Origin of the sequence: Vibrio variabilis (genome assembly GCF_003263785.1) — a bacterium.
GTDB classification, from domain to species: Bacteria; Pseudomonadota; Gammaproteobacteria; order Enterobacterales; family Vibrionaceae; genus Vibrio; species Vibrio variabilis.
Genome location: NZ_JYJK01000044.1, coordinates 185512 through 208206, shown reverse-complemented (window position 1 = coordinate 208206; position 22695 = coordinate 185512). Strand labels below are relative to the sequence as shown.

The window sequence follows — 22695 nt, the reverse complement described above, 5'->3', positions numbered from 1 at the left end:
CTTATAAGGATTGACCTTGATTAGGATTCTGAATGCTGAATCTCAATGGTTTGTAGCTGATAGCCCGCTTGACGGTAAATTTTATACCTTTCTCGCGCAACTTGCTTAGCTTTTTCTTCGCAAGAGACGAAGTCTACCACTTGACCAAAGGAGTTCGCAAAGGTTGCGTGACTATTGGCCATATTTATTATCAATTGACGGTTCCAACTGGGTTTAAGCCCCTCAAAACCGATTTCAACAGGTGTGCCATTCTTCGGTCCTTCGCCCACCAAATTATGAGCGATGAACTGCTCTGGTGAAACTTGCCAGAAGAACTCGGCTACTGCTTCCGCATGCTGCCTATCGGCGCAATTGATGTAGAGTTTGGCACCTTGGCCTACGAAGTGACGAGTGAGAAAGTGCACATAGGCAAACCAGCCTTGCTGTGTCGCTTGCTCAGAGTCTTCTCCAATAATGTAAAACGTTGCAGTATTCATATCGTCACTTCTATATACAAAGGGTTTGCTGGTGCCCAAAACTAAAAAAGGGCCTTGCGGCCCTTTTCTCGATTACTCTTCAGTTTCTTGGCCACTGCGGTTAAGCAAGAATTGGACAAGCATTGAGACTGGACGGCCTGTAGAGCCTTTCGCTTTACCTGACTTCCACGCGGTACCTGCGATATCTAGGTGAGCCCAGTGGTACTTTTTCGCAAAGCGCGACAGGAAACAGCCAGCAGTGATGGTGCCACCAGGACGGCCGCCGATGTTTGCCATGTCTGCAAATGGGCTAGCGAGCTGTTCTTGGTACTCGTCTGCCATCGGTAGACGCCAAGCGCGATCGCCCGCTTGTTCAGAAGCGTTTACTAGCTCGTGAGACAGTGGGTTGTGGTTAGAGATAACGCCACTGATGTGGTGACCCAGCGCAATCACACAAGCACCTGTCAGCGTTGCTACGTCAACCACACACTCTGGCTCGTAACGCTCAACGTAGGTTAGGGCATCACACAGTACTAGGCGGCCTTCTGCGTCAGTGTTGAGTACTTCAACCGTTTGGCCTGACATAGTAGTTAGGATGTCACCTGGACGGTAAGCGTTGCTACCCGGCATGTTTTCACAGCCTGCAAGAATACCCACTACGTTAATCGGCAGATTTAGCTTCGCAAGTGCCTTCATGGTACCGAATACCGATGCCGCACCACACATGTCGTACTTCATCTCATCCATACCTTCACCCGGCTTAAGCGAGATGCCGCCTGAATCGAAAGTCAGACCTTTACCAACTAAAACAATCGGTTTTGCGTCGGACTCTGGGTTACCCTTGTACTCCATGATAGACATCATAGATTCGTTCTTAGAGCCACGACCTACCGCTAGGTAAGAGGTCATGCCCAGTTTTTCCATCTCTTGCTCACCGATGATCTTAGTCGTTACGGTTTCATAGTCATCAGCTAGACGACGCGCTTGAGAAGCAAGGTAGGCTGGGTTAGCAATGTTTGGTGGCATGTTGCCAAGATCTTTTGATGCTTTCACACCTGATGCAACCGCTAGACCGTGCGCAATCGCTTTTTCACCTAGGTTTAGCTCACGACGCGTTGGTACGTTGAATACTAACTTGCGCAGTGGGCGACGAGTTTCTGGCTTGCTGCTCTTGAATTGGTCGAAGGTATAGAGACCATCTTTAGTCGCTTCCACAGCCTGGCGCACTTTCCAATAAGTGTCGCGGCCTTTAACGTGAAGCTCAGTTAGGAAGCAAACCGCTTCCATCGAACCTGTTTCGTTCAGCGTGCTGATGGTTTTTTGGATGATTTCTTTGTATTGACGCTCGCCAAGCTCGCGCTCTTTACCACAACCCACAAGAAGCACACGCTCCGATAGTACTCCAGGTACTTGGTGCAAAAGAAGCATTTGGCCTGGCTTACCTTCAAGGTCGCCACGGCGAAGCAGTGAGCTGATATAGCCATCACTGATTTTATCCAGTTGCTCTGCAACCGGAGAGAGACGACGTGGCTCAAAAACGCCAACTACGATGCAAGCACTGCGCTGCTTCTCTGGGCTGCCACTTTTTACACTAAACTCCATGCGTACTCCTACATCCTAAAGACAAATAGAACTAAATGTTAGATAATCGATTATTAGTGTTTGAATTTTATGTGCCAGTTCGGCCTATAATCTAAAGATAAGAATCGATCAAAAAAGTAAAAAATAAAAGGTTTATCCGAAAACTATAGCGATTCAATCAAAAAAACAAGTTTTGTATAGGTGTTTTCACTGTGATTATTGTTAGATATTTGATCAGAGAAACAGTTAAGAGCCAATTAGCCATCTTTTTAGTGCTCTTTCTCGTGTTTTTCAGTCGTCAATTTATCCAAGTGCTTGCTGATGCGTCGGATGGAGATATTCCCGCCGGATTAATTATGACGTTGGCGGGGATCAGCATGCCAACCATGGGACTGCTCATGTTCCCACTGAGTATCTATATCGGTATTTTGGTGACATTTGGCCGTCTTTACGCCGAAAGTGAAATCACGGTCATGAACGCGACCGGTATTGGTAATAAGTTTTTGATCCGCGCGGCGATGTATCTTGCAGTGATCACCACGTCTCTAGCGGCGTTTAACGCATTTTGGCTTGCGCCTTGGACGCAAGAGCAAGAAGTGCAAATCCGTGAAAAACTGGCCTCGGAAAATTCTGTTGAGCTCATTCAAACGGGTAGCTTCCAGCGTACGCCAGATGGTTCCTCTGTAGTGTTTATCGACGATATTCGTGATCGTAAGCTCGACAACGTATTTGTGGCTCAGCTCAGTCCTAGAGACTCAGTGTTGCCGAGTGTGATTGCTGCTCGATCCGGCGAAGTGAAAGAATTGAGTGATGGCAGACAGGTTATCGCTTTGTATGACGGTACGCGTTATGAAGGCGTGCCTACACGCCTAGAGTATATGATAACGGAGTTTTCTGACTACGAAGGGGTGATTGGCCAACGTGAAGTAAAGCCAAGAGGTCGTTCATGGATGGCAATTCCGACGCTGGATTTGCTTTCTGATCCAACGCCTAAAGCGCAAGCAGAGCTTCATTGGCGCATTTCACTTGTTGTCTGTATTCCACTACTGACTATGCTGGTGGTGCCACTTTCAGCGGTGAACCCAAGGCAAAGTAAGTTTGCCAAGATGGGGCCGGCGATATTCGTTTATTTTGCTTACTTTATGGCGATCAGTGCAATGAAGTCGGCGCTGGAAGATGGCGCATTCCCAACCTATATTGGTCTGTGGCCCGTGAATTTTGCCTTGTTGGTCGCGGCGATTAGTGTCAATACCTGGGATACCGTACCTGTGAGACGAGTCAGAGAAAAATGGCGTCGCAAAAGACGCGGTAAGCCGCAAGAGGTAGCGTAAACGTGTTTCGAATTTTAGATGTCTATGTTGGCCGAACCATTATTACCACCATTTTGCTGGTATTGTCGGTGTTTGTAGGTTTGTCCGCCGTGATTAAGTTTGTTGAGCAGCTTCGCTCCGTCGGTGAAGGCAGCTATGACATGTTGGCGGCCATGTACTTTGTACTGCTGGGTATGCCACGTGATGTGGAGCTGTTCTTTTCTATGGCTGCGCTGCTCGGCTCGCTGATTGGTCTTGGTATGTTGGCCGGTAGCTCTGAGCTGGTGGTGATGCAGGCGGCAGGAATTTCCAAAATGCGTATCGGCTTTTCGGTGCTAAAGACCGCAGTGCCGTTAATGCTTGCGGTGATGGCACTTGGAGAGTGGGGGCACCTACCACCCAGCAAATGGCTCGTGATTTAAGGATGCAGTCTATTACTGGGGCAGTATTGTCTCTGTGAGAAACGGGGTCTGGGCGCGAGATGCCAATGACTTTATATTTATCTCCAAGGTTGATGGCGAATCTATTTCTGGCTTGAACCTTTGGCGTTTCAATACAGATAAGCATTTGGTGACAACCATATACGCCGATCGCGCAGACTATCTGGGTGATAACCGCTGGCAGATGCAGGACATTCAGGTGACGGACATGTCTGACAGCGTCGTATTAAGTAAACAGACCATCGATACTCAAGAGTGGCAAACATCGCTCGTGCCTGACAAGTTAGCGATTGTGACGGTGGATCTCAATGAGCTGCCGTTGAGCGGACTTTGGGATTACACTCAATACTTAAAAGACTCAGAGCAAGATGCGTCACGTTATGAGCTGGCTTTTTGGCGCAAGGCTACTCAGCGATATCGGTGGCGGTCATGATGTTGATGGCGCTCTCTTTCGTCTTTGGACCGCTGCGTAGCGTGACGATGGGCGCGCGCATATTATCGGGTGTAATAGCGGGTTTTACTTTCTATATTTCAAGCGAGTTCTTTGGTCCGGTGAGTTTGGTGTATGGCATGTCACCGCTGTTTGGTGCCTTGGGGCCGAGCTTGGTGTTTCTTACCATTGCATTGCTGTTGTTGAGAAGAAAGTTATAGATAAAAAAGAAGGCTCCGATGGAGCCTTCTTTTTTTATGCAATCATGATGGTGGCGAGACCTAAGAATACCGAAAGGCCAACCACATCGGTGATGGTGGTCAGTGCCATACCGCCAGCGAGTGCTGGGTCGATGTTCATCTTCTTGAGTAGAATTGGGATGGTTACCCCTGCCACACCAGCAACGAGCAAATTAGTCATCATTGCAGCTGAAATAATGCCGCCAAGCATCCAATCGCCTTTCCAAGCGACGACGATACCGCCGATGATCAGTGCCCAAAGGATCCCGTTGAGAAATCCGATTGCCGCTTCTTTTAGAAGCAATTCTCTGCGGTTACTGTCACCAATATGACCCAATGCTAAGCCGCGAATCACCAGTGCCACCGTTTGGTTACCAGCGACGCCGCCCATTGATGGCACAATGGTCATCAATACTGCGATGGCGGCCATTTGCTCAAGAGTCGCCTCAAACATGTTAGACACCGAAGCCGCTGCAAGCGCAGCCAGTACATTGGCGCCAAGCCAAACGCTGCGTCGTCGAGCCGATTTCACTACTGGGGCGAATGTGTCTTCGTCATCATCCATACCGGCCATGCTCATCATAGAGTGTTCAGCGTCTTCACGAATGATGTCGACGACGTCATCGATGGTGATACGACCGACAAGGTGATGGTCGCTGTCTACTACCGGTGCGGATACCCAGTCACGACGTTCAAATAACGACGCCACATCGGAGTCACTGGTTTCAACGTGGATTGCTTCATCGGCATCATCCATGACGTCACTGACTTTGATATCGGGCTGAGTGGTTAACAAAGTGGTCAGAGAAAGGTGACCAATCAGCATATCTTCTTCATCAATCACATAGAGCGCATCGGTGGCCTCAGGAAGCTCGCCTTTCATGCGTAAGTAACGCAAAACGACATCGACATCCACATCACCACGAATGGTAATGACGTCGGTGTTCATGATACCGCCGGCCGTATCCTCGGGATAAGAAAGGGCGGTCTCGACACGCAAGCGATCTGCTGTGTCCATTTGTGATAGGACTTCACGGGAAACATCGTCAGGAAGACTACGAAGGACGTAGGCCACGTCATCGGTGTCCATGCCTTCAGTCGCTTCTGCCAGCTTCTCTGGTGCCATTTTGGAGACTAAGGCATCTTTGACATCCTCGTTAAGTTCATCGAGGATTTCGCCGTAATCTTCAGGATCGGTTAGCTGCCAAAGTACTTCACGGCTTTTACGCGGTGAGGCCTCTAAAAGATGGGCAATATCTTCAGGCTCCATGTCCTGAAGTTGTCTACGTACGAATACGAAGCGGCCGTTTTCCAGCGCTTCTGTGACTTCTTGGAGGGTTTGGTGAGCTTGATCGAATTCTATTTGCTCTGCCATGGATGCCCCCTACACTCAACTGCTTGTTAATGTACTGAATAGTAGCCTAATTCTGCTTGTTAATTAATAACAAGTTTTCAAAGGCGAGAAAGTTTTTTGTGTGGAGTAGGCTAGGGAGTGAGGTTACTCATCTTCGTCGAAACGGTGTTCGACCAAGTCACAGACAGCATTGAGTGCCGCTTCTGCCTGAGAGCCTGTTGCCTTGATGGTGATGTTCTCACCTTGTGCTGATTCAAGCATCAACAATCCCATCACGCTATCCGCTGTGGCTTCTTTCTGTTCGTGGTTGCAGATGGTCACCGTGGCATCAAAGCTCTGCGCTAACTCAACCAGTTTAACTGCTGCGCGGGCGTGTAGACCAAGACGATTGAGGATAAGTACAGTGCGTGAGTGAGACATCGATGTTCCTATTGATGTTTTTCGAGTGAAGCGTGACGGATTTTGACCTTATGACCAAGCTGCTCAAAGTACTCACCGATTTGCTGAGTAATATACACAGAACGGTGTTTGCCACCAGTGCAGCCGATTGCCACGGTCAAGTAACTACGATTGTTCTTTTCGAGCAGTGGAAGCCAGCGCTCGACAAAGCCTTGGATCTGCTGTTTCAGCTCAATCACATCAGGGTAAGACTCAAGAAATGATTTGATAGGCGCATCTAGCCAGTCATTGGACGAAGCTCTGGTTGCCAGTGTGGGTTAGGTAAAAAGCGCACATCAAACACATAGTCCGCGTCACTAGGCATACCGTATTTAAATCCAAAAGATTGAAATACCATCACCAGATCTTTTTTTTCTTGTCCTTCAATTTGGAAACGAATGGTTTCACTGAGATCATGAATTGACTGTTCGCTGGAATCGATAACGAAATCGGCCTGTTCTTTGATCGGTGCAAGCAATGTGTGCTCTAAATCGATCGCTTGCTCAAGAGAAAGTTTGTCTTCACGTTGCGACAGTGGGTGAATACGTCGCGTTTCACTATAGCGAGTCAGTAGTACTGATTTGCTGGCATCAAGAAACAGCAGTTTGACGTCGTGCTTTAGCGAAAGCTGATCCAGCGTCAGCGAAAGCTGGGCAAGGTTTTTCGGTAGGTTTCGAATATCGATACTCACTGCGACACTTTGCTGTGTGTCTTGGCTTGAGTCGACAAATGGGCCGAGAAGGTCGACGGGAAGATTGTCGACGCAGTAGTAGCCGGAGTCTTCTAGAACTCGCAAGGCGACGCTTTTGCCAGCCCCTGAGTGTCCACTTACCACAACCAAACGCATGTCTGCTGGTTTCCTTGATTAGTGACTAACAATGATGTCGTAAAGCTCTTGATCGCTCTGAGCATTACGAAGTTGTTTGAGGACAGCTTTGTCGTTGAGACGTTCTGCCATGCAAGAAAGTGTTTTTAGATGCTCTTTACATTGTGCGTCTGGCACAAGTAGAGCAAACATAAGATCGACAGGGCGATTATCGATAGCGTCAAAGTCCACCGCATCTTGGCATTGAAGCAATACTGCCACGGCCTTGTCGCTGTCTTGCATACGGCGTGCGGGATAGCGATGCCATTACCGATACCGGTACTGCCGACTTTTTCTCGGCTTAGCATGCACTCGAACAGTTCTGTTGAGTTTTTTCCAGTATGCTGCGCAGCGATTTCACTGATGATCTCAAGTGCGCGCTTTTTGCTCGTACAAGGGACTGCACTTTTGGTGCAGTCCAGTGTTAATACTTCACTTATTTGCATGTTAGTGATTACTTAACTTTTCTTTGTGCTTATTCAGTTGTCTGGTTAGTTTATCTACTAACGAGTCAATTGCAGCGTACATACTCTCATCATGAGAGGCTGCGTGAATTTCAGCTTGATTTACGTGGAGCGTAGCTTCGGCGATCTGGTCTAATTTTTCAACTTTTAAAACCACATGAATGTTGTTTATATGCTCAAAAAAGCGCTCGAGCTTCTGAAATTTACTGTGAACGTAGTCTTGCATTGAATCAGTGAGATCAACATGGTGGCCTGTAATTTGAATTTGCATAGACTTTCCTTCTTAGTTATTGACCTTAGAGTAGGCGTTTTCGCTGACTGGAAGGGGCAATGCCCAACGATTCACGGTATTTCGCTATGGTTCGCCTAGCGACCTGAATTCCTTGGTCAGCGAGTTGAGCTGCGATTTTACTATCGCTCAATGGCTTGGCTGGGTTTTCCGCAGCAACAAGCTTCTTGATTAGGGCACGAATGGCGGTTGACGAGCATTCTCCGCCGTTATCGGTCGAAACGTGGCTAGAGAAGAAGTACTTGAGCTCGAAGATGCCTCGTGGTGTGTGCATGTATTTCTGTGTGGTTACACGCGAAATGGTCGACTCGTGCATGTCGACCGCGAGTGCGACGTCGTTCAGCACCATAGGCTTCATGCTTCTTCGCCATATTCGAAGAAATCGTGCTGATGCTCCACAATGCACTTAGCCACTTTTAATAGGGTTTCATTGCGGCTTTCTAGCTTTTGATTAGCCATTTTGCTTCTTGAAGGTTAGAACGAATATATTGGCTGTCTGCGCTGTTGCCCGTACCTAGCTGAGCATACTGCTGATTGACCTTTAGCTTAGGCACGCTGTCTGGTTGATGTGCACTACCCACTTGCCGCGGTCTTTGAATACGGATACGTCAGGTACCACATATTCAGTTTCATCCGGGGTGATCTTGCTGCCTGGGCGGGGGTCGAGCTGCTGAATCAACTTCATGACCTCACGAAGCTCAGCTTCTTTTAGCTTGGTCTCTTTGATGACAAGCTTATAGTCACGATTGCCCAATTGATCGATATGGTGAGTCAGGACTAACTTGGCCTCGGCAAGCCATGGCGTATCTTCGGGGAAGGTCGCAAGTTGTAGCAGTAAGCAGTCTTGAAGGTTGAGAGATGCAATACCCAGAGGATCAAATTGCTGAATGCGTTTGCGTACCGCCTCGACTTCATCAAGCTCAACGTCTTCAATATCGACACTTTCCAAAATTTCTTCGCAAGAGAGTGTCAGGTAGCCGTAGTCGTCTACAGCATCAATGATGGCTAGAGCGATGGCGCGATCGGTTTCCGTAAAGGGGGTTAGGTCGAGTTGCCACACCAAGTAGTCTTGCAGTGACTGAGTGGTTTCACCTTGATAAATAGGCATGTCATCATCAACAGCAATACCGGTATTACCCGTATTGGCGCTATAGACATCGTCCCATGTGGTATCCATTTCTAGCTCGTTAGATATCTCTGATTTTTCAATTTGATCAGAGCTGTCCTTAAGCTCAGGCTCACTGGTTATTTCTGCAGTTGGGCTCTCATCTTTGCTCTCAGCATTGGGCTTGTCGTCATTGCTTGTCTCGTCGGTAGACTCTTCAACGTCGAGAAGTGGGTTTGAGTCCAGCGCTTCTTGGATCTCTTGTTGCAAATCAAGCGTCGACAATTGCAGTAAGCGAATCGCTTGCTGCAATTGTGGCGTCATTGCTAACTGTTGACCTAGCTTGAGTTGTAATGAGGGTTTCATGCAGTGTTATGAACCTATTATTTATTTTTTATCCATGCCTATTAAATCATAGTCTGAATTGTTCACCGAGATAAACCTGCTTTACGTGTTCATTATTGAGAACATCTTCAGGACTTCCCTCCGCGATCAAGTGACCTTGACTCACGATGTAGGCTTTTTCGCAGACATCTAGCGTTTCGCGCACGTTGTGGTCGGTGATGAGTACACCTAACCCTCTGTCACGCAAGTGTTCGATGATTTTCTTTATATCAATTACAGAAATTGGGTCAACCCCAGCGAAGGGTTCATCAAGCAGGATAAACTGCGGGTTTGCGGCCAATGCCCTAGCGATTTCTACACGTCTACGCTCACCACCAGAGAGAGCCATACCTGCGCTTTTGCGAATATGCTGGATATTAAACTCGTCAAGCAAATCCTCGAGTCTGTCTTGTCTTTCTTCTTGAGTCAGTTCGTTGCGCGTTTCCAGTACCGCCATGATGTTGTGTTCAACACTGAGCTTACGGAAGATCGAGGCTTCTTGTGGCAGATAGCCGATGCCCATTTTGGCGCGGCTGTGCATCGGTAGGATACTGATGTCATTACCATCGATGGTGATGCTACCTTCATCACGTGCCACTAGACCAACGATCATGTAGAACGAGGTTGTTTTACCTGCGCCATTTGGACCTAGCAGTCCGACAATCTGACCGGACTCAACCGATAGACTTACGTCAGAGACTACTTTGCGGTTTTTATAGCTTTTCGCCAAATGTGAAGCTTTCAGTAACGCCATATTGGACTCTACTTCTCTTGAACTTGTTGTGGCTGCAGAACGGTCGAAACGCGTTCGTTGGCGTTACCGTCAGCAACCAGTTTTTGAGATGAAATACGGTACTTGATGGTGGTACCACGGATCACGCTGTCATCTTGTGACAACATGGCCTGTTTTTTCATCGTTAGCTGATCGTCTTTTAGTGAGTAGTGAAGCTCTTTTGCTTCGCCATACAAGGTTTTACCATCGTCCGTTAACTGCGAAAAGGTAGCCAGATCACCAAACCCTTGGATGACTTCTATGGTTCCGGTTTGGGGTTCTCGGGTCACGACGATTTTGTCGGCATTAATGTTGATGCTACCTTGCTTTAACTTCACATCGCCCGCAAATGTTACTTTGTTGCTCTTCATGTCGAGCTGTTGGGTGTCTGAGTCAATGTATACCGGCTGTTCGGTATCGGTCGACAGGGCCAGTGCCGCTGTTGGCAGTAGCAGGCACAGGCTAAGACTAAGGTGCGAGAGTTTCATATTTACTATTCACTTTGTTGTAAAGTTCCGCGAGATGATTGGCAAAGTTTCCTTTCATTGCATCACCTTGCGTTTCAAATTGTGGACCAAGCATGATGACCTTGTTGTCGGCCCAAAAATCACGATTTTCGAGTTTGATACTCATAGTTTGCGTCGATAATGTGTCAAACCCAGATTCTGGGAGCAAGTTTCGAGCGACGACATTGTCATGAAGCGTTAGTACTTCTTGCTTGTCTAATACTGCCGTCTCGGCAGAGATCTCCCACTCTTGGACTTCACCATTGGCAAAGATACGTACCACGGGTTGTTGGAATACGGTTTCTCCTCGTTTCGAGAAGTGCTCTAGATGCGCAGAAGTGATGCTGTAGCTGCGGATCCCCGTATCGCTGTAGGAGATATTGTGTAAGTTGGTACCGCTAAATGCCGGTAACTCAATGTCCGGTTCAATTTGGATGATATTTTTATCATCCTTGCTGTACAAGTAGTAAGCACTACCTGCGATAACAATGGCAAGTAAACTGTAAAGAATACGAGATAAACTCATATACTTAGACCCTTGTGAAGCTCAAGTTCTCCCTTTGATTCTAGGATCAGATCACAGATTTCCCTAACCGCACCATGCCCACCGCGAATCGTGGTCACGTGGTCTGCTTTTTTTGCTATTAGTGGATGACCATCCGCCACGCAAACACCGAGTCCAACTTGTGCCATCACGGGCCAGTCAATAAGGTCATCACCGATGTAAGCAGTATGCTGAGGGGCAATACCAAGCTTGTCGCAAATGTCTTGGTAAGCGATTACTTTGTCATCTTGACCCTGGTAAATCAATGTGATGCCAAGGGCTTTCATGCGGTTCTCGACAATCTTTGAGCTACGTCCAGTTATGATGGCCACCTGTACACCTGCACTCATTAACGCTTTGACGCCGTAGCCATCACGAGTATGAAAAGTCTTTAGCTCTTCACCATCGTTGCCCATGTATATCAGGCCATCAGAAAACACGCCGTCAACGTCGCAGATCAATAGTTCAATGGCCGCGGCTTTTTCGACCGTTGCTTTACTGATTGGGCCGTAAAGTGTTTCAACACACTCAGACATTACACTACTCCTGCTTTGAGCAAGTCATGCATGTTTAATGCACCGACTACTTTGTTTTGTTCCAGTAAAACCAGGCCGCTAATTTTTTTCGACTGCATCAAGTTTAGTCCTTCTGCGGCTAACATGTTTGGCGTTGCTGTTGTTGGGGTGGCAATCATGACTTCGCCGATGGTCTCTCGTGAATATCCACGCGACGATCGAGAATTCGGCGTAAGTCTCCATCGGTGAAAATACCGAGTAGAGTATGTTTGTCATCGACAATGGTCGTCATGCCTAACCCTTTATTAGAGATCTCGAGTAGAGCATCACGAATTAAAGTGTTCGGGCCAACCATCGGAAGCGCATCGCCAGTGTGCATGATATCGCTGAGTTTCAGAAGCAGTTTTCGGCCGAGTGCGCCACCTGGGTGGGAGAGGGCAAAATCTTCTTCGCTAAAACCGCGAGCCTCAAGCAGTGCCATAGCCAGAGCGTCTCCCATCACTAGCGTCGCTGTTGAGCTCGACGTCGGAGCAAGCTCCAATGGACAAGCCTCTTTGGGCACCGTGATTTGCAAGTGGTAATCGGAAAGCTTACCCATTGTCGACTCTGGCTTACCGGTCATGCTAACAGTAGTAATACCTAAGCGTTTGAAAACGGGAAACAGACTGATGATTTCATGCGCTTCGCCTGAATTTGAAATCGCAATCACCAGATCGCGAGCTTCTACCATGCCCAAATCGCCATGCGCTGCTTCACCTGGGTGAACAAAAAACGCCGACGTACCAGTGCTCGCGAGAGTCGCAGCGATTTTCTTGCCAATATGCCCAGATTTGCCAATTCCCATCACGATCACTTTACCTTGATGGTTCAAAATGGCTTGGCATACCGCTTCAAAATGTTCGTCAAAGTAGCGCTCAATGTGCATTAACGCTTGCACTTCGGTATTGAGAACACGTTTGGCACTGCCGATGAAATCAAATTCAGACATACAATTGCTCCTAAGCTGCCATGTTGGCAAATAGATACACTTGATAACCTAAGAAGAGCACAAACAAAATGCCCCCTTCGATGCGATTAATGCTTTTTGACTTGCCAAGAGCCATAACGACCAGGAGCAAAGAGAGTCCTAGCATTACCCAGAAATCTCGGCCCATCGCATGCTCGCTCAAAAGCGATGGATTGAGGACACCAGGGATACCCATGACGGCAAGGATGTTGAATACGTTGGAGCCGATAATATTGCCCACGGCCATATCATCTTCGCCTTTGAGCACGCCTGCAAGAGAAGCGGCAAGTTCAGGTAAACTGGTGCCGATAGCGATAATCGTTAGGCCTATCACCAAGTCGCTCATTCCAAAGTACTGTGCGATAACAACGGCACTGTCGACCAAACGATCCGCAGCGAGTGGCAGTACTATCAGACCAATGACTACCCACATAGCGGCTTTGGCATTACTGACGCCTTCCGGTACTTCAGATTCTTGATCGTCCAGTAAGGCATCGGCATTACCACTTTCTTTTTCCGCTTTGCTGATACGAAGCATCGCTAGGATAAAGGCGGCAAATAAAGCGAACAGGATGACACCTTCAAAGAAACCAAGGTGACTATCCCAAAGTATAAGACCGGCAATGAGTGTGACAGCAATCATCAGCGGGAGTTCGCGTCTCAGAACGGCTGATGAGATAGAAAGTGGCTTGATCATCGCGGTAATACCGAGAATGAGTGCGATGTTGGCAATGTTGGAGCCGAGTACGTTACCTACAGCAGTGTCAGTTTTGCCTTCTAGCGCTGCGGTAGCGGAGACCATCATTTCGGGAGCGGAAGAGCCCATCGCAAGAATGGTCATGCCAATCACCAGTGGTGAAATACCTACGTTGCGTGCCAACGCGGCAGCACCAAATACCAGTTTGTCCGCACTCCATACGAGAAAAACCAGTCCAATAATCAGAAACACCACGGCTTCGAGCATGTTTAATTCCACTTCTTTTTTTCTGAGACAATTGGCGGCTAATTTTGACGCTTTGTCATCCAAAATGGAAGCTAATCAATAAATAAAATACCGATTACACTGTTAATTACGTACCTCTACTAACGCAAGTTGATAATTTGTTGAGTGAAGCCAGTCATCTCAAAACAGGGAATGGCTTATTCATCGAGAGTATTTTGTTGAATTGTTTATACAACTGAGTGAAGGTTAGGGTTTTAATTGTAGCCAGGTATCATTATCATGGAAGGTTATTAAACTTGGGATTCGAGATAAGGAAGTCTATGTCAAACAATGACTTGGTTTCTATTAGCGGGTTAACTTTTTCACGTGGGTCACGAGTTATCTTTGATGATATCGAACTGCATGTGCCAAAAGGCAAAGTGACCGCCATAATGGGACCTTCGGGAATTGGTAAAACGACGCTATTACGCTTGATTGGTGGGCAGTTGATGCCGGACCAAGGGGAGGTGTGGTTTGACGGCGACAATATTCCAGCTTTGTCTCGTAAACGTCTTTATCAAAGTTCGAAAAAAAATGAGCATGCTGTTCCAGTCGGGCGCGCTGTTTACCGATTTGACGGTATTCGATAACGTGGCATTTCCACTGCGTGAACACACAGAACTCGATGAGTCTATGGTTCGCACGCTGGTGCTGCTGAAACTCGAAGCCGTTGGCCTAAGAGGCGCGGCAGAGCTGATGCCGAGCGAACTCTCTGGCGGTATGGCACGACGGGCAGCTTTGGCACGAGCCATTGCCTGGATCCCGAGTTGATTCTTTATGATGAGCCATTTGTCGGCCAAGACCCCATTACCATGGGCGTGTTAGTAGAGCTCATCCGCAAGCTCAATAATGCACTGAATGTCACTTCCGTCGTTGTGTCTCACGATGTGCCAGAGGTGATGTCGATCGCTGACTGGGTTTACTTGCTGGCGAACGGCAAAATTGTTGCTAAAGGTACGCCAGAGGAGCTGCGCAATAACCCAGATCCTCAAGTACAACAATTTCTTAAAGGCGAAGCCGATGGTCCGGTGCCATTTCGCTTTCCTGCCTCTCCGTTAGAACAGGAGCTATTTTAATATGGCATCGCTTTCGCTGTGGGTTCAAAAAGTCGGCCAGCGCGCGCTTTCTGTGGGTTATGCATGGGGTCGGGCGACGTTTATGCTGTTGGGTGTGGTGTTATCTCGTCCGCAGCCGAAAAAGCATTTCCCACTGCTGGTCAAACAGCTTTATAACGTTGGGGTGCAGTCTCTGGCGATTATTTTGGTCTCAGGACTATTCATTGGCATGGTACTGAGCTTACAAGGTTATGTGGTGCTGGTGGACTATGGCGCGGAAGGCAGTTTGGGGCAAATGGTGGCGCTATCGCTACTAAGAGAGCTTGGCCCTGTGGTCACAGCGCTGCTTTTTGCTGGTCGTGCTGGCTCTGCGCTGACTGCTGAAATCGGCTTGATGAAAGCCACTGAGCAGCTTTCTAGTTTAGAAATGATGGCGGTTGACCCAATAAAACGTGTAGTGGCGCCGCGCTTTTGGGCGGGTGTCATCTCCATGCCCCTATTGGCGATGATCTTTATGTCGGTGGGTATCTGGGGTGGACAGTTAGTGGGCGTGGATTGGAAAGGTATCGATCATGGTAGCTTTTGGTCAGCGATGCAGTCTTCGGTGGAGTTAGGCCGTGATATCGGCAACAGTGCGATCAAGTGTGTGGTGTTTGCGATTACCGTGACTTGGATTGCTTTATTTAATGGCTATGATGCGACGCCAACCTCTGAGGGCATCAGTCAAGCCACGACGCGAACCGTAGTGCATTCCTCGCTTGCGGTACTCGGATTAGATTTTGTTCTTACTGCCTTGATGTTTGGCAACTAAGCTTACAACAATAATTAAAGGAATTCTTAATGCAACAAACAAGAAAGTTAGAATTGTGGGTAGGCAGTTTTGTGTTGTTAGGCCTGTGCGCAATCTTGTTTATGATTTTTCAGGTTGCTGACGTCAAGAGTCTAGGCTCCGGTGATACTTATACCCTAGAGGCTAGGTTTGACAATATTGGTAGCCTGAAAGTGCGCTCTCCAGTCAAAGTGGGCGGCGTGGTTATTGGACGAGTGAGTGATATCCACCTCGATAAAGAGTCCTTTCTGCCTGTTGTGAGTTTGGCAATCAGCAGTGACTACCAGTTTCCAGACACTTCTAGCGCACAAGTACTGACCTCTGGATTGATAGGAGAGCAGTACATTGGCTTAGTGCCTGGCTTTGTTTTTGATGATGAAGGCTATTTGGTCGATGGTGACCGAATTGAAGATACGAAATCGGCATTGGTATTGGAAGATATGATTGGCCAGGTGCTGTATAGCATCGGTGGTTCGGATGAGAGCAGCAAGGAGTAAGTGATGTTGAAGCGATGGTTTGAAATGTGTTCAGCGCTGATGGTAACGATATTGCTCTCAGCCAATGCAGTGGCAGATACAATTGATGCGACCAAGCCTTATGACATGATCATTAAGGTCTCAGATCAGGCTTTCTCCCGTCTTAGCGCGGAGCAAGATGTGATTAAAGCCGACCCCGACCACTTGAAAGTGGTAGTGGAGGAGGAGCTGATGCCTTATGTGAATTATCGCTATGCGGCACTCAAGCTGCTTGGGCCTAATCTAAAAGGAGCCAAACGTGAAGACGTGATGGAATTCATCAATGCGTTTCGTGCTTATTTGGTCACATCTTACGCACAAGTCTTGACGCAATATACGGGTCAAGAAGTGCAATTTGGTCCTGAACCCAAAATCGACGACAAGACGTCTATTATCGGCGTCAAGGTGGCCATCATGGACTCACCGCGCCCGAACATTAATCTTGAGTTTAAGCTCCGCAAGGATAAGAAAACCGGTGAATGGAAAGCGTTTGATATGATTGCCGAAGGCATCAGCCTACTTTCCAGTAAGCAGTCGGAGTGGAACACCAAGATCCGTCAAGAGGGTATCCTTTCGGTTGCTAATGAGCTTGAACAGTTGGCGAAAGCGCCAATTCGTTTTGAGGGCAGCGGGAAGTAATGGTGGCAAAATTAGAACAGCGTACTGACACAAGCTTGGCATTGGTGGGTAATATAAGCCGCGATACTGTGCCAGAACTTTGGCGTGATGTTCAGCGAATTAATTTCACTCAGCCAGAGATGAATTTGGCGCTAGAGCAGGTCGAGCGCTTCGATTCTGCCGGATTGGTGATGTTAATCCACTTATTAGAGCATGCAAAAAATCGAAAGTGTCATATAATGCTCAGCTTCGTGCCCGATGAGCTGAACATACTGTTTCAGCTATACAACGTTGAATCAGTCATAGAGAAACACATTTAGGAGTATCTTGTGGATAGCACAAAAGTACAGGAACTATTACAAAACGCGTTGAACCTAGAAGAGCTTATCGTCAAAGGCGAAGGTAGCCACTATGAAGTCATCGCGGTAGATGCTCAATTTGAAGGCATGAGCCGAGTTAAAAAACAGCAGACGATTTACGCTCCGCTGATGGAATACATTCAGCGTAATGACATCCACGCAGTATCAATTAAAGCCTATACTCCAGAAGAGTGGGCTCGTGATAAAAAGCTGATGTCTCTTTAAGGTTTATTAATGGATAAGTTTCGAGTTATTGGATCGAATACACCGCTGACAGGCGAAGTGTCGATCTCTGGTGCTAAGAACGCAGCACTGCCAATTTTATTTGCTTCTATTCTGGCAGAAGAGCCAGTAGAAGTCGCTAACGTCCCTCATCTTCGCGATATTGATACGACGATGAAGCTACTTAGCCGCTTGGGTGCCAAGGTGCATCGCAACGGTTCTGTTCATGTTGATGGTAGCGAAATCAATGAGCTCTGTGCGCCTTATGACTTGGTGAAAACCATGCGTGCATCCATTTGGGCACTTGGCCCTCTTGTGGCTCGTTTTGGTAAAGGTCAAGTGTCACTGCCTGGTGGTTGTGCGATTGGTGCTCGTCCTGTGGATCTTCATATTCATGGTCTAGAGCAGCTAGGCGCAACTATCACGCTTGAAGATGGCTACGTGAAAGCAGAAGTCGATGGTCGCCTAAAAGGCGCGCACATCGTAATGGATAAAGTCAGTGTTGGCGCAACCATTACTGTCATGTGTGCCGCAACGCTTGCGGAAGGCACAACCGTGCTTGATAACGCAGCGCGTGAACCAGAGATTGTGGATACCGCAGACTTCCTGAACAAGCTTGGTGCTAAAGTGACGGGCGCGGGTACAGATACCATCACTATTGAAGGTGTTGAGCGTCTTTCTGGTGGTAAGCATACCGTGGTTGCAGACCGTATCGAAACGGGTACCTTCTTAGTGGCAGCTGCAGTATCTGGCGGTAAAGTGGTTTGCCGTAATACCAGTGCGCATCTACTTGAGGCCGTACTGGCCAAGCTTGAAGAAGCCGGCGCTGACGTTGAAACTGGCGATGACTGGATTTCATTAGACATGACAGGTCGCGAGCTAAAAGCGGTATCGATTCGCACGGCTCCTCATCCAGGTTTCCCAACCGACATGCAAGCGCAGTTTACGCTGTTGAATATGATGGCGAAAGGTGGCGGTGTCATCACGGAAAACATCTTTGAAAACCGCTTTATGCATGTGCCTGAGCTAATGCGTATGGGCGCAAAAGCGGAAATTGAAGGTAACACGGTTATCTGTGGCGATGTGGAATCACTGAGCGGTGCTCAAGTGATGGCAACTGACCTTCGCGCTTCAGCGAGTTTGGTGATTGCCGGTTGTATTGCACAAGGTGAGACCATCGTTGACCGTATTTATCACATCGATCGTGGTTATGAACGCATCGAAGACAAATTGTCAGCACTGGGTGCCAACATTACCCGTGTCGCGGGCGATGAATAACAACATTTAAGATTCAATTAGCCGAAATCCAAGGGTTTCGGCTTTTTTTTGAAGCCATTGTCGGAGAACAAAATGGTTGCTTTACTTCGCTGCATCGCAGTGGCTATCTTCGCCGTCGTGATGTTTGTATTTGGCTGCGGCTATTGTCTGCTCAGCCCTAGAAATCCAAAACATGTGTTTACCTTTGGCCGCTATTTTGGCGCGATGTCAAAGATCCTCGGTGTGAAGCTCGATTTGCGCCTTCCAGAAGATGCGTACAAAACGTGGTCAACACATCTATATTGCCAATCATCAGAACAACTGGGATTTATTCACAGTCTCTTCAGCGGTAACGCCGAACGTGGTGACGGTAGGTAAAAAGAGCCTATTGTGGATGCCGCTTTTTGGTCAGCTTTACTATCTAACCGGAAACATCTTGATTGACCGTGCCAACCGCAGCAAAGCGAAAGGTACGATCGACCAAGTGGTGGATAGCATGAAGAAGAGCAATCTATCAGTATGGATGTTCCCTGAAGGAACTCGCTCACGCGGTCGCGGCTTACTGCCGTTCAAAACCGGTGCTTTCCATGCGGCTATTGGTGCAGAAGTGCCAATCATTCCAATCGTTTGCAGCAGCACTGGCCATTTAAAGCTGAACAAGTGGGATAACGGTCATATCATCGTTGAGATGTTGCCACCGGTCTCTATTGAAGGCTACGGTAAAGAAGACGTGCGCAAACTGGCGAACGTTTGCCGAGAGCAAATGGTGGAGAAGCTCGCGGAACTGGACGCCGAAGTCGCTGAGCTTAACGCGAAGAAATAATCAAAAAAGGGTTGCCAATGGCAACCCTTTTCTCTTCAATCGAAGCAATTATTTGCGAACTGCGATTGCTTCAATCTCAATCTTCACATCTTTTGGAAGACGAGCAACTTCAACACAAGAGCGCGCCGGGTAGTTTGCTACGTTGTGCTCATCGAAGAACTTGCCGTATACCTCATTCACAGTACCAAAGTCATTAAGGTCTTTAACGAACACGGTCATTTTAACGATGTCTGAAACCGTCAGGCCAGATGCTTCAACGACAGCTTTCACGTTATCTAGAGACTGACGTGCTTGTTCAGAAATGTCGTCTGACACGTCACCTGTTTGAGGATTCACAGGGATTTGGCCTGAAGTCAGTACCATGTTGCCTAGATCAACACCTTGAACGTAAGGACCAATTGCTGCTGGTGCAGACTCTGTATGAAGGACTTTTGTCATCGTTTTATCCATTATGATGGGATTAGTAAGAGCTTAAGACTGCCTCTAGCACAAATAAAAATCAAGCCTACAACAATGAGAAATATTATAGGCTTGAATGAGTATTGACTTGTGATTCACTCTAGCGTTCGGTCACGATCTCGCGAGAGTAAACTTTTTCGCAGTATTTGCATTTCAAACGGATGTCTTCGTGCTTTTCAAATACTTTGAAGCTGCTGTCTACTGGTTCGTTATGCGTGATGCAGTTGCTGTTCGGACACTCAAAAACACCAGTGATGGTTTCTGGAAGCTCTAACGCCAGCTTTTTGCACACTTCGTAGTTTTCAATCTGGTTTACTGTGGCATGCGGTGCATACAGTGCTAGCTTGTTCGCTTGCTCTTCGGTGATAAACACGTTTTCAATCTTTAGCAGATCTTTACTGCCTAACGCTGATGACGGTAAGTTCAGGCCGATAGTCACGCGCTGTTTTGATTCATCCATCGCGAACAGCTTCAACACCTTGATGCCAATATTCGCTGGGATGTGGTCAATAACGGTGCCGTTTTTGATTGCTTCTACCTGCAATTGAGTTTCTTTAGCCATGACAATCTCTCCTTAAAGTGCTTCGTTTAGAACAAGTGCTAGTAGCGCTTCACGAGCGTATACACCGTTTTCTGCTTGTTGGAAGTAATACGCGTAAGGCGTTTTATCAACGTCTACGGTGATTTCATCCACACGTGGCAGTGGGTGTAGGACTTTAAGGTTGTCGCGTGCCTCTTTCAGCGTCTCTGCTGACAAGATATACGCCGACTTAATGTGCGCGTATTCAGATTCGTCAAAGCGCTCTTTCTGTACGCGAGTCATGTAAAGGATATCAAGGTCTGGCACGACGCTGTCGATGTCCGTGTGCAGGCTATATTGAATGCCCGCTTCTTCTAGTTCTTCACAGATGTAATCCGGCATCGCTAGCGCTTCTGGTGCGATAAAGAAGAAGCGTACGTTGTCGAATTTAGCCAGCGCTTGAGTCAATGAGTGAACTGTGCGGCCGTATTTTAGGTCGCCCACAAACGCAACGTTGATGTCATCTAAGCGGCCTTGCGTCTCATAAATAGAGTACAGGTCGAGCAGGGTTTGTGTTGGGTGTTGGTTTGCACCGTCTCCCGCGTTGATAACCGGTACACCGTTAGAGAACTCAGAAGCAAGACGTGCTGCGCCTTCTTGAGGGTGGCGCATAACGAAGGCATCAACGTAGGAAGAGATGACCTGTACAGAGTCTGCCAGCGTCTCGCCTTTTTTCGCCAGTGACGTGTTACCACCGCTGTCGAAACCAATCACATCACCGCCGATGCGCTGGATAGCCGTTTCGAAAGAAAGTCGGGTACGTGTCGATGGCTCGAAGAAGCAGCTCGCCACGACTTTATTCTTGATTAACTCAGGTTGAGGGTTGGATTTTAGATGACCCGCGGTTTTCACAATGAGTTCTAGCTCCTCACGTGACAGTTCCGGAATCGAGATAATGTGCTTTTGATAGAGCGTATTCGCCATGTTTATCTTCCCTATAGTGACAACCAGACCAGATTTAACAGCCATAAAAAAGCCCCCATATTGGGAGGCTTAGAATTCGATAGGAAATAATAACGGTGCGTGATAAGCAAATTGCTTACCGAGAGTGTGTTGTGATGTCAAACTCGCTTGCGCCATTAATCGTTCCCCAGACAAATTGCCGAGAATTATACGCCCAAAATTTGCGAGCGCAAGCGATTACATCAAACATTTAGCGTCAATTATTGCCAACTTTGTTAGCTGCCTAACGTGGCCACCATGACCGCTTTAATAGTATGCATGCGGTTCTCAGCTTCATCAAAAACGATTGAATATTCAGACTCAAACACATCATTGGTCACTTCAAGGCCATTGAGTCCATATTTATCCGCAATTTCTTTACCTATAGTCGTCTGATCGTCATGGAAAGCGGGCAAACAGTGCATAAATTTTACGTTTTTATTCCCAGTTGCTTCGATCATCGCCATGTTAACTTGATAAGGTTTCATGACCGCGATTCGCTCTTCCCATGCTTCGGCAGATTCGCCCATCGATACCCACACGTCGGTATATAGGAAGTCACAATCTTTGACGCCCGCTTGGACATCTTCGGTTAGGGTGATGGTCGCACCGGTAGTTTGAGCTATGGTCTGACACTCATCAACTAAGCTTTGCTCTGGCCAAAATGCTTTAGGGGCGACCAAACGAATATCCATGCCCATTTTGGCTGCGCCTACCATCAGTGAATTGCCCATGTTATTGCGCGCGTCACCTAAGTAAGCAAGTTTGATTTGATGCAGTTGCTTGCCTTTGCCGTGCTCAAGCATAGTGAGGAAGTCGGCAAGGATTTGAGTGGGGTGGAACTCGTCTGTTAAACCATTCCATACCGGAACGCCAGCATGTGCGCCAAGCTCTTCAACAATCTCTTGGCCAAAGCCGCGATATTCAATGCCATCGTACATACGACCTAACACGCGCGCCGTATCTTTCATCGATTCTTTGTGACCAATTTGCGAGCCAGATGGGCCGATGTAAGACACTTGTGCGCCCTGATCAAAAGCCGCCACTTCAAAGGCACATCGGGTACGGGTCGATGCTTTTTCGAAGATAAGCGCAATGTTTTTGCCAACCAGTTTCTTTTGTTCAGTACCGGCGTATTTTGCCGATTTGAGCTCTTTAGACATGTCGAGCAAAAATTGAATTTCTTTTGGTGTGAAGTCGAGAAGCTTGAGAAAGTTCCTATTCCGTAAGTTGTAAGCCATGTTCCGTACCTCTGTGTTAGTTGTTGATTCTATTTATACATACAAATTCTTATTTTGTGAATAATTATTTTGTTTAAGTGCAAAAAAAGCCCCTTATTTGGGGCTTTTGTAAATAG

General features: G+C 47.5%; 22 protein-coding genes and 8 pseudogenes. 10 read left to right on the top strand and 20 right to left on the bottom strand.

The features are described 5' to 3' along the window. Positions 1 to 20: 20 nt before the first annotated feature. Together TZ48_RS06190 and pepA are read right to left on the bottom strand one after the other, a co-directional pair. Complete coding sequence (locus TZ48_RS06190; RefSeq protein ID WP_112478601.1) at positions 21 to 476, bottom strand: DNA polymerase III subunit chi; 456 nt, start codon at positions 474 to 476, stop codon at positions 21 to 23. Between the two features lie 72 nt (positions 477 to 548). After that, a complete protein-coding gene (pepA, locus tag TZ48_RS06185; RefSeq protein ID WP_112478600.1) occupies positions 549 to 2057 on the bottom strand; it encodes a leucyl aminopeptidase in 1509 nt (502 codons plus the stop codon). A gap of 191 nt (positions 2058 to 2248) precedes the next feature. Here pepA and lptF point away from each other — a divergent pair, with 191 nt between their 5' ends. Continuing rightward, complete coding sequence (gene lptF / locus TZ48_RS06180) at positions 2249 to 3367, top strand: LPS export ABC transporter permease LptF (protein ID WP_112478599.1); 1119 nt, start codon at positions 2249 to 2251, stop codon at positions 3365 to 3367. Positions 3368 to 3369: 2 nt separating this feature from the next. Continuing rightward, positions 3370 to 4437: pseudogene (gene lptG, locus TZ48_RS06175) on the top strand (LPS export ABC transporter permease LptG). Between the two features lie 34 nt (positions 4438 to 4471). Here the strand turns inward: lptG and mgtE are convergent. From mgtE to TZ48_RS06115, 14 genes and pseudogenes are all read right to left on the bottom strand, one after another. Continuing rightward, positions 4472 to 5830, bottom strand: coding sequence for a magnesium transporter (gene mgtE, locus TZ48_RS06170; protein ID WP_112463144.1), 1359 nt, complete (start codon positions 5828 to 5830; stop codon positions 4472 to 4474). A 123-nt stretch (positions 5831 to 5953) separates the two neighbouring features. Further along, complete coding sequence (locus TZ48_RS06165) at positions 5954 to 6229, bottom strand: HPr family phosphocarrier protein (protein ID WP_112478598.1); 276 nt, start codon at positions 6227 to 6229, stop codon at positions 5954 to 5956. Positions 6230 to 6237: 8 nt separating this feature from the next. After that, positions 6238 to 7094, bottom strand: a pseudogene (rapZ, locus tag TZ48_RS06160) (RNase adapter RapZ). 18 nt (positions 7095 to 7112) lie between these two features. Continuing rightward, positions 7113 to 7558, bottom strand: a pseudogene (ptsN, locus tag TZ48_RS06155) (PTS IIA-like nitrogen regulatory protein PtsN). 1 nt (position 7559) lies between these two features. Further along, positions 7560 to 7847, bottom strand: a complete 288-nt coding sequence (gene hpf / locus TZ48_RS06150; protein ID WP_042496145.1) for a ribosome hibernation promoting factor — start codon at positions 7845 to 7847, stop codon at positions 7560 to 7562. Between the two features lie 25 nt (positions 7848 to 7872). Continuing rightward, positions 7873 to 8324, bottom strand: a pseudogene (locus TZ48_RS24785) (RNA polymerase factor sigma-54). An 82-nt stretch (positions 8325 to 8406) separates the two neighbouring features. Continuing rightward, positions 8407 to 9042 (bottom strand): RNA polymerase factor sigma-54, encoded by a 636-nt coding sequence (locus TZ48_RS24780; RefSeq protein WP_420822922.1) that lies wholly within the window; start codon positions 9040 to 9042, stop codon positions 8407 to 8409. 128 nt (positions 9043 to 9170) lie between these two features. Next, positions 9171 to 9336 (bottom strand): annotated as a pseudogene (locus tag TZ48_RS26265) (RNA polymerase factor sigma-54); the annotation flags it as partial. A gap of 46 nt (positions 9337 to 9382) precedes the next feature. After that, complete coding sequence (lptB, locus tag TZ48_RS06140) at positions 9383 to 10108, bottom strand: LPS export ABC transporter ATP-binding protein (RefSeq protein WP_112478597.1); 726 nt, start codon at positions 10106 to 10108, stop codon at positions 9383 to 9385. Positions 10109 to 10116: 8 nt separating this feature from the next. Beyond that, positions 10117 to 10614 carry a lipopolysaccharide transport periplasmic protein LptA gene (gene lptA, locus TZ48_RS06135; protein ID WP_112478596.1) on the bottom strand — a complete coding sequence of 166 codons (498 nt, stop codon included), beginning with the start codon at positions 10612 to 10614 and terminating at the stop codon, positions 10117 to 10119. Beyond that, entirely contained in the window at positions 10595 to 11158 is a 564-nt protein-coding gene (gene lptC, locus TZ48_RS06130; RefSeq protein WP_112478595.1) for an LPS export ABC transporter periplasmic protein LptC, read from the bottom strand. Before lptC ends, lptA begins: the two co-directional genes overlap by 20 nt. Beyond that, a complete protein-coding gene (gene kdsC, locus TZ48_RS06125; RefSeq protein ID WP_112478594.1) occupies positions 11155 to 11712 on the bottom strand; it encodes a 3-deoxy-manno-octulosonate-8-phosphatase KdsC in 558 nt (185 codons plus the stop codon). Before kdsC ends, lptC begins: the two co-directional genes overlap by 4 nt. Beyond that, positions 11712 to 12679: pseudogene (locus tag TZ48_RS06120) on the bottom strand (KpsF/GutQ family sugar-phosphate isomerase). The gene kdsC and the pseudogene TZ48_RS06120 overlap by 1 nt, the downstream one beginning before the upstream one ends. A 10-nt stretch (positions 12680 to 12689) precedes the next feature. Next, the gene (locus TZ48_RS06115; protein ID WP_112463136.1) at positions 12690 to 13661 is read right to left on the bottom strand and encodes a calcium/sodium antiporter; all 972 of its coding nucleotides are present in this window, start codon (positions 13659 to 13661) and stop codon (positions 12690 to 12692) included. Between the two features lie 299 nt (positions 13662 to 13960). Between TZ48_RS06115 and mlaF the strand changes: the two are divergent. The 8 genes and pseudogenes from mlaF to TZ48_RS06075 all read left to right on the top strand — a co-directional run bounded on the left by mlaF (position 13961) and on the right by TZ48_RS06075 (position 19357). Then, a pseudogene (gene mlaF, locus TZ48_RS06110) lies at positions 13961 to 14755 on the top strand (phospholipid ABC transporter ATP-binding protein MlaF). A 1-nt stretch (position 14756) separates the two neighbouring features. Then, positions 14757 to 15545: a lipid asymmetry maintenance ABC transporter permease subunit MlaE gene (mlaE, locus tag TZ48_RS06105; RefSeq protein WP_112478593.1), complete on the top strand. Its 789-nt coding sequence runs from the start codon at positions 14757 to 14759 to the stop codon at positions 15543 to 15545. Between the two features lie 29 nt (positions 15546 to 15574). Then, positions 15575 to 16060 (top strand): outer membrane lipid asymmetry maintenance protein MlaD, encoded by a 486-nt coding sequence (gene mlaD / locus TZ48_RS06100; RefSeq protein WP_112478592.1) that lies wholly within the window; start codon positions 15575 to 15577, stop codon positions 16058 to 16060. A 24-nt stretch (positions 16061 to 16084) separates the two neighbouring features. Then, positions 16085 to 16717, top strand: coding sequence for an MlaC/ttg2D family ABC transporter substrate-binding protein (locus TZ48_RS06095; RefSeq protein WP_112478603.1), 633 nt, complete (start codon positions 16085 to 16087; stop codon positions 16715 to 16717). Beyond that, positions 16717 to 17016 (top strand): STAS domain-containing protein, encoded by a 300-nt coding sequence (locus tag TZ48_RS06090; RefSeq protein WP_112478591.1) that lies wholly within the window; start codon positions 16717 to 16719, stop codon positions 17014 to 17016. The genes TZ48_RS06095 and TZ48_RS06090 overlap by 1 nt, the downstream gene beginning before the upstream one ends. A 9-nt stretch (positions 17017 to 17025) precedes the next feature. After that, a complete protein-coding gene (ibaG, locus tag TZ48_RS06085; RefSeq protein ID WP_042496156.1) occupies positions 17026 to 17280 on the top strand; it encodes a BolA family iron metabolism protein IbaG in 255 nt (84 codons plus the stop codon). A 9-nt stretch (positions 17281 to 17289) separates the two neighbouring features. Next, complete coding sequence (murA, locus tag TZ48_RS06080; protein ID WP_112478590.1) at positions 17290 to 18555, top strand: UDP-N-acetylglucosamine 1-carboxyvinyltransferase; 1266 nt, start codon at positions 17290 to 17292, stop codon at positions 18553 to 18555. Positions 18556 to 18627: 72 nt separating this feature from the next. Then, a pseudogene (locus tag TZ48_RS06075) lies at positions 18628 to 19357 on the top strand (1-acylglycerol-3-phosphate O-acyltransferase). A gap of 48 nt (positions 19358 to 19405) precedes the next feature. On the opposite strand, the gene TZ48_RS06070 reads toward TZ48_RS06075, so the two are convergent. From TZ48_RS06070 to argF, 4 genes are all read right to left on the bottom strand, one after another. Then, positions 19406 to 19795: a RidA family protein gene (locus TZ48_RS06070; RefSeq protein WP_042496163.1), complete on the bottom strand. Its 390-nt coding sequence runs from the start codon at positions 19793 to 19795 to the stop codon at positions 19406 to 19408. A gap of 121 nt (positions 19796 to 19916) precedes the next feature. Beyond that, a complete protein-coding gene (pyrI, locus tag TZ48_RS06065) occupies positions 19917 to 20378 on the bottom strand; it encodes an aspartate carbamoyltransferase regulatory subunit (protein ID WP_112463130.1) in 462 nt (153 codons plus the stop codon). A gap of 12 nt (positions 20379 to 20390) precedes the next feature. Continuing rightward, on the bottom strand, positions 20391 to 21320 hold the full coding sequence (gene pyrB / locus TZ48_RS06060) for an aspartate carbamoyltransferase (protein WP_112478589.1): 930 nt from the start codon (positions 21318 to 21320) through the stop codon (positions 20391 to 20393). A gap of 254 nt (positions 21321 to 21574) precedes the next feature. After that, on the bottom strand, positions 21575 to 22579 hold the full coding sequence (gene argF / locus TZ48_RS06055; RefSeq protein ID WP_112478588.1) for an ornithine carbamoyltransferase: 1005 nt from the start codon (positions 22577 to 22579) through the stop codon (positions 21575 to 21577). Between the last annotated feature and the right edge of the window lie 116 nt (positions 22580 to 22695).

Bases quoted from the DNA above. Each gene is read 5' to 3' on its own strand.
- argF (WP_112478588.1), bottom strand. From the start codon at position 22,579: ATGGCTTACAACTTACGGAATAGGAACTTTCTCAAGCTTCTCGACTTC.
- lptB (WP_112478597.1), bottom strand. From the start codon at position 10,108: ATGGCGTTACTGAAAGCTTCACATTTGGCGAAAAGCTATAAAAACCGC.
- TZ48_RS06165 (WP_112478598.1), bottom strand. From the start codon at position 6,229: ATGTCTCACTCACGCACTGTACTTATCCTCAATCGTCTTGGTCTACAC.
- mlaE (WP_112478593.1), top strand. From the start codon at position 14,757: ATGGCATCGCTTTCGCTGTGGGTTCAAAAAGTCGGCCAGCGCGCGCTT.
- TZ48_RS06070 (WP_042496163.1), bottom strand. From the start codon at position 19,795: ATGACAAAAGTCCTTCATACAGAGTCTGCACCAGCAGCAATTGGTCCT.
- mgtE (WP_112463144.1), bottom strand. From the start codon at position 5,830: ATGGCAGAGCAAATAGAATTCGATCAAGCTCACCAAACCCTCCAAGAA.
- kdsC (WP_112478594.1), bottom strand. From the start codon at position 11,712: ATGTCTGAGTGTGTTGAAACACTTTACGGCCCAATCAGTAAAGCAACG.
- TZ48_RS06190 (WP_112478601.1), bottom strand. From the start codon at position 476: ATGAATACTGCAACGTTTTACATTATTGGAGAAGACTCTGAGCAAGCG.
- pyrI (WP_112463130.1), bottom strand. From the start codon at position 20,378: ATGGCTAAAGAAACTCAATTGCAGGTAGAAGCAATCAAAAACGGCACC.
- hpf (WP_042496145.1), bottom strand. From the start codon at position 7,847: ATGCAAATTCAAATTACAGGCCACCATGTTGATCTCACTGATTCAATG.
- TZ48_RS06090 (WP_112478591.1), top strand. From the start codon at position 16,717: ATGGTGGCAAAATTAGAACAGCGTACTGACACAAGCTTGGCATTGGTG.
- lptA (WP_112478596.1), bottom strand. From the start codon at position 10,614: ATGAAACTCTCGCACCTTAGTCTTAGCCTGTGCCTGCTACTGCCAACA.
- TZ48_RS24780 (WP_420822922.1), bottom strand. From the start codon at position 9,042: ATGGATACCACATGGGACGATGTCTATAGCGCCAATACGGGTAATACC.
- pyrB (WP_112478589.1), bottom strand. From the start codon at position 21,320: ATGGCGAATACGCTCTATCAAAAGCACATTATCTCGATTCCGGAACTG.
- murA (WP_112478590.1), top strand. From the start codon at position 17,290: ATGGATAAGTTTCGAGTTATTGGATCGAATACACCGCTGACAGGCGAA.
- lptC (WP_112478595.1), bottom strand. From the start codon at position 11,158: ATGAGTTTATCTCGTATTCTTTACAGTTTACTTGCCATTGTTATCGCA.
- pepA (WP_112478600.1), bottom strand. From the start codon at position 2,057: ATGGAGTTTAGTGTAAAAAGTGGCAGCCCAGAGAAGCAGCGCAGTGCT.
- TZ48_RS06115 (WP_112463136.1), bottom strand. From the start codon at position 13,661: ATGCTCGAAGCCGTGGTGTTTCTGATTATTGGACTGGTTTTTCTCGTA.
- TZ48_RS06095 (WP_112478603.1), top strand. From the start codon at position 16,085: ATGTGTTCAGCGCTGATGGTAACGATATTGCTCTCAGCCAATGCAGTG.
- mlaD (WP_112478592.1), top strand. From the start codon at position 15,575: ATGCAACAAACAAGAAAGTTAGAATTGTGGGTAGGCAGTTTTGTGTTG.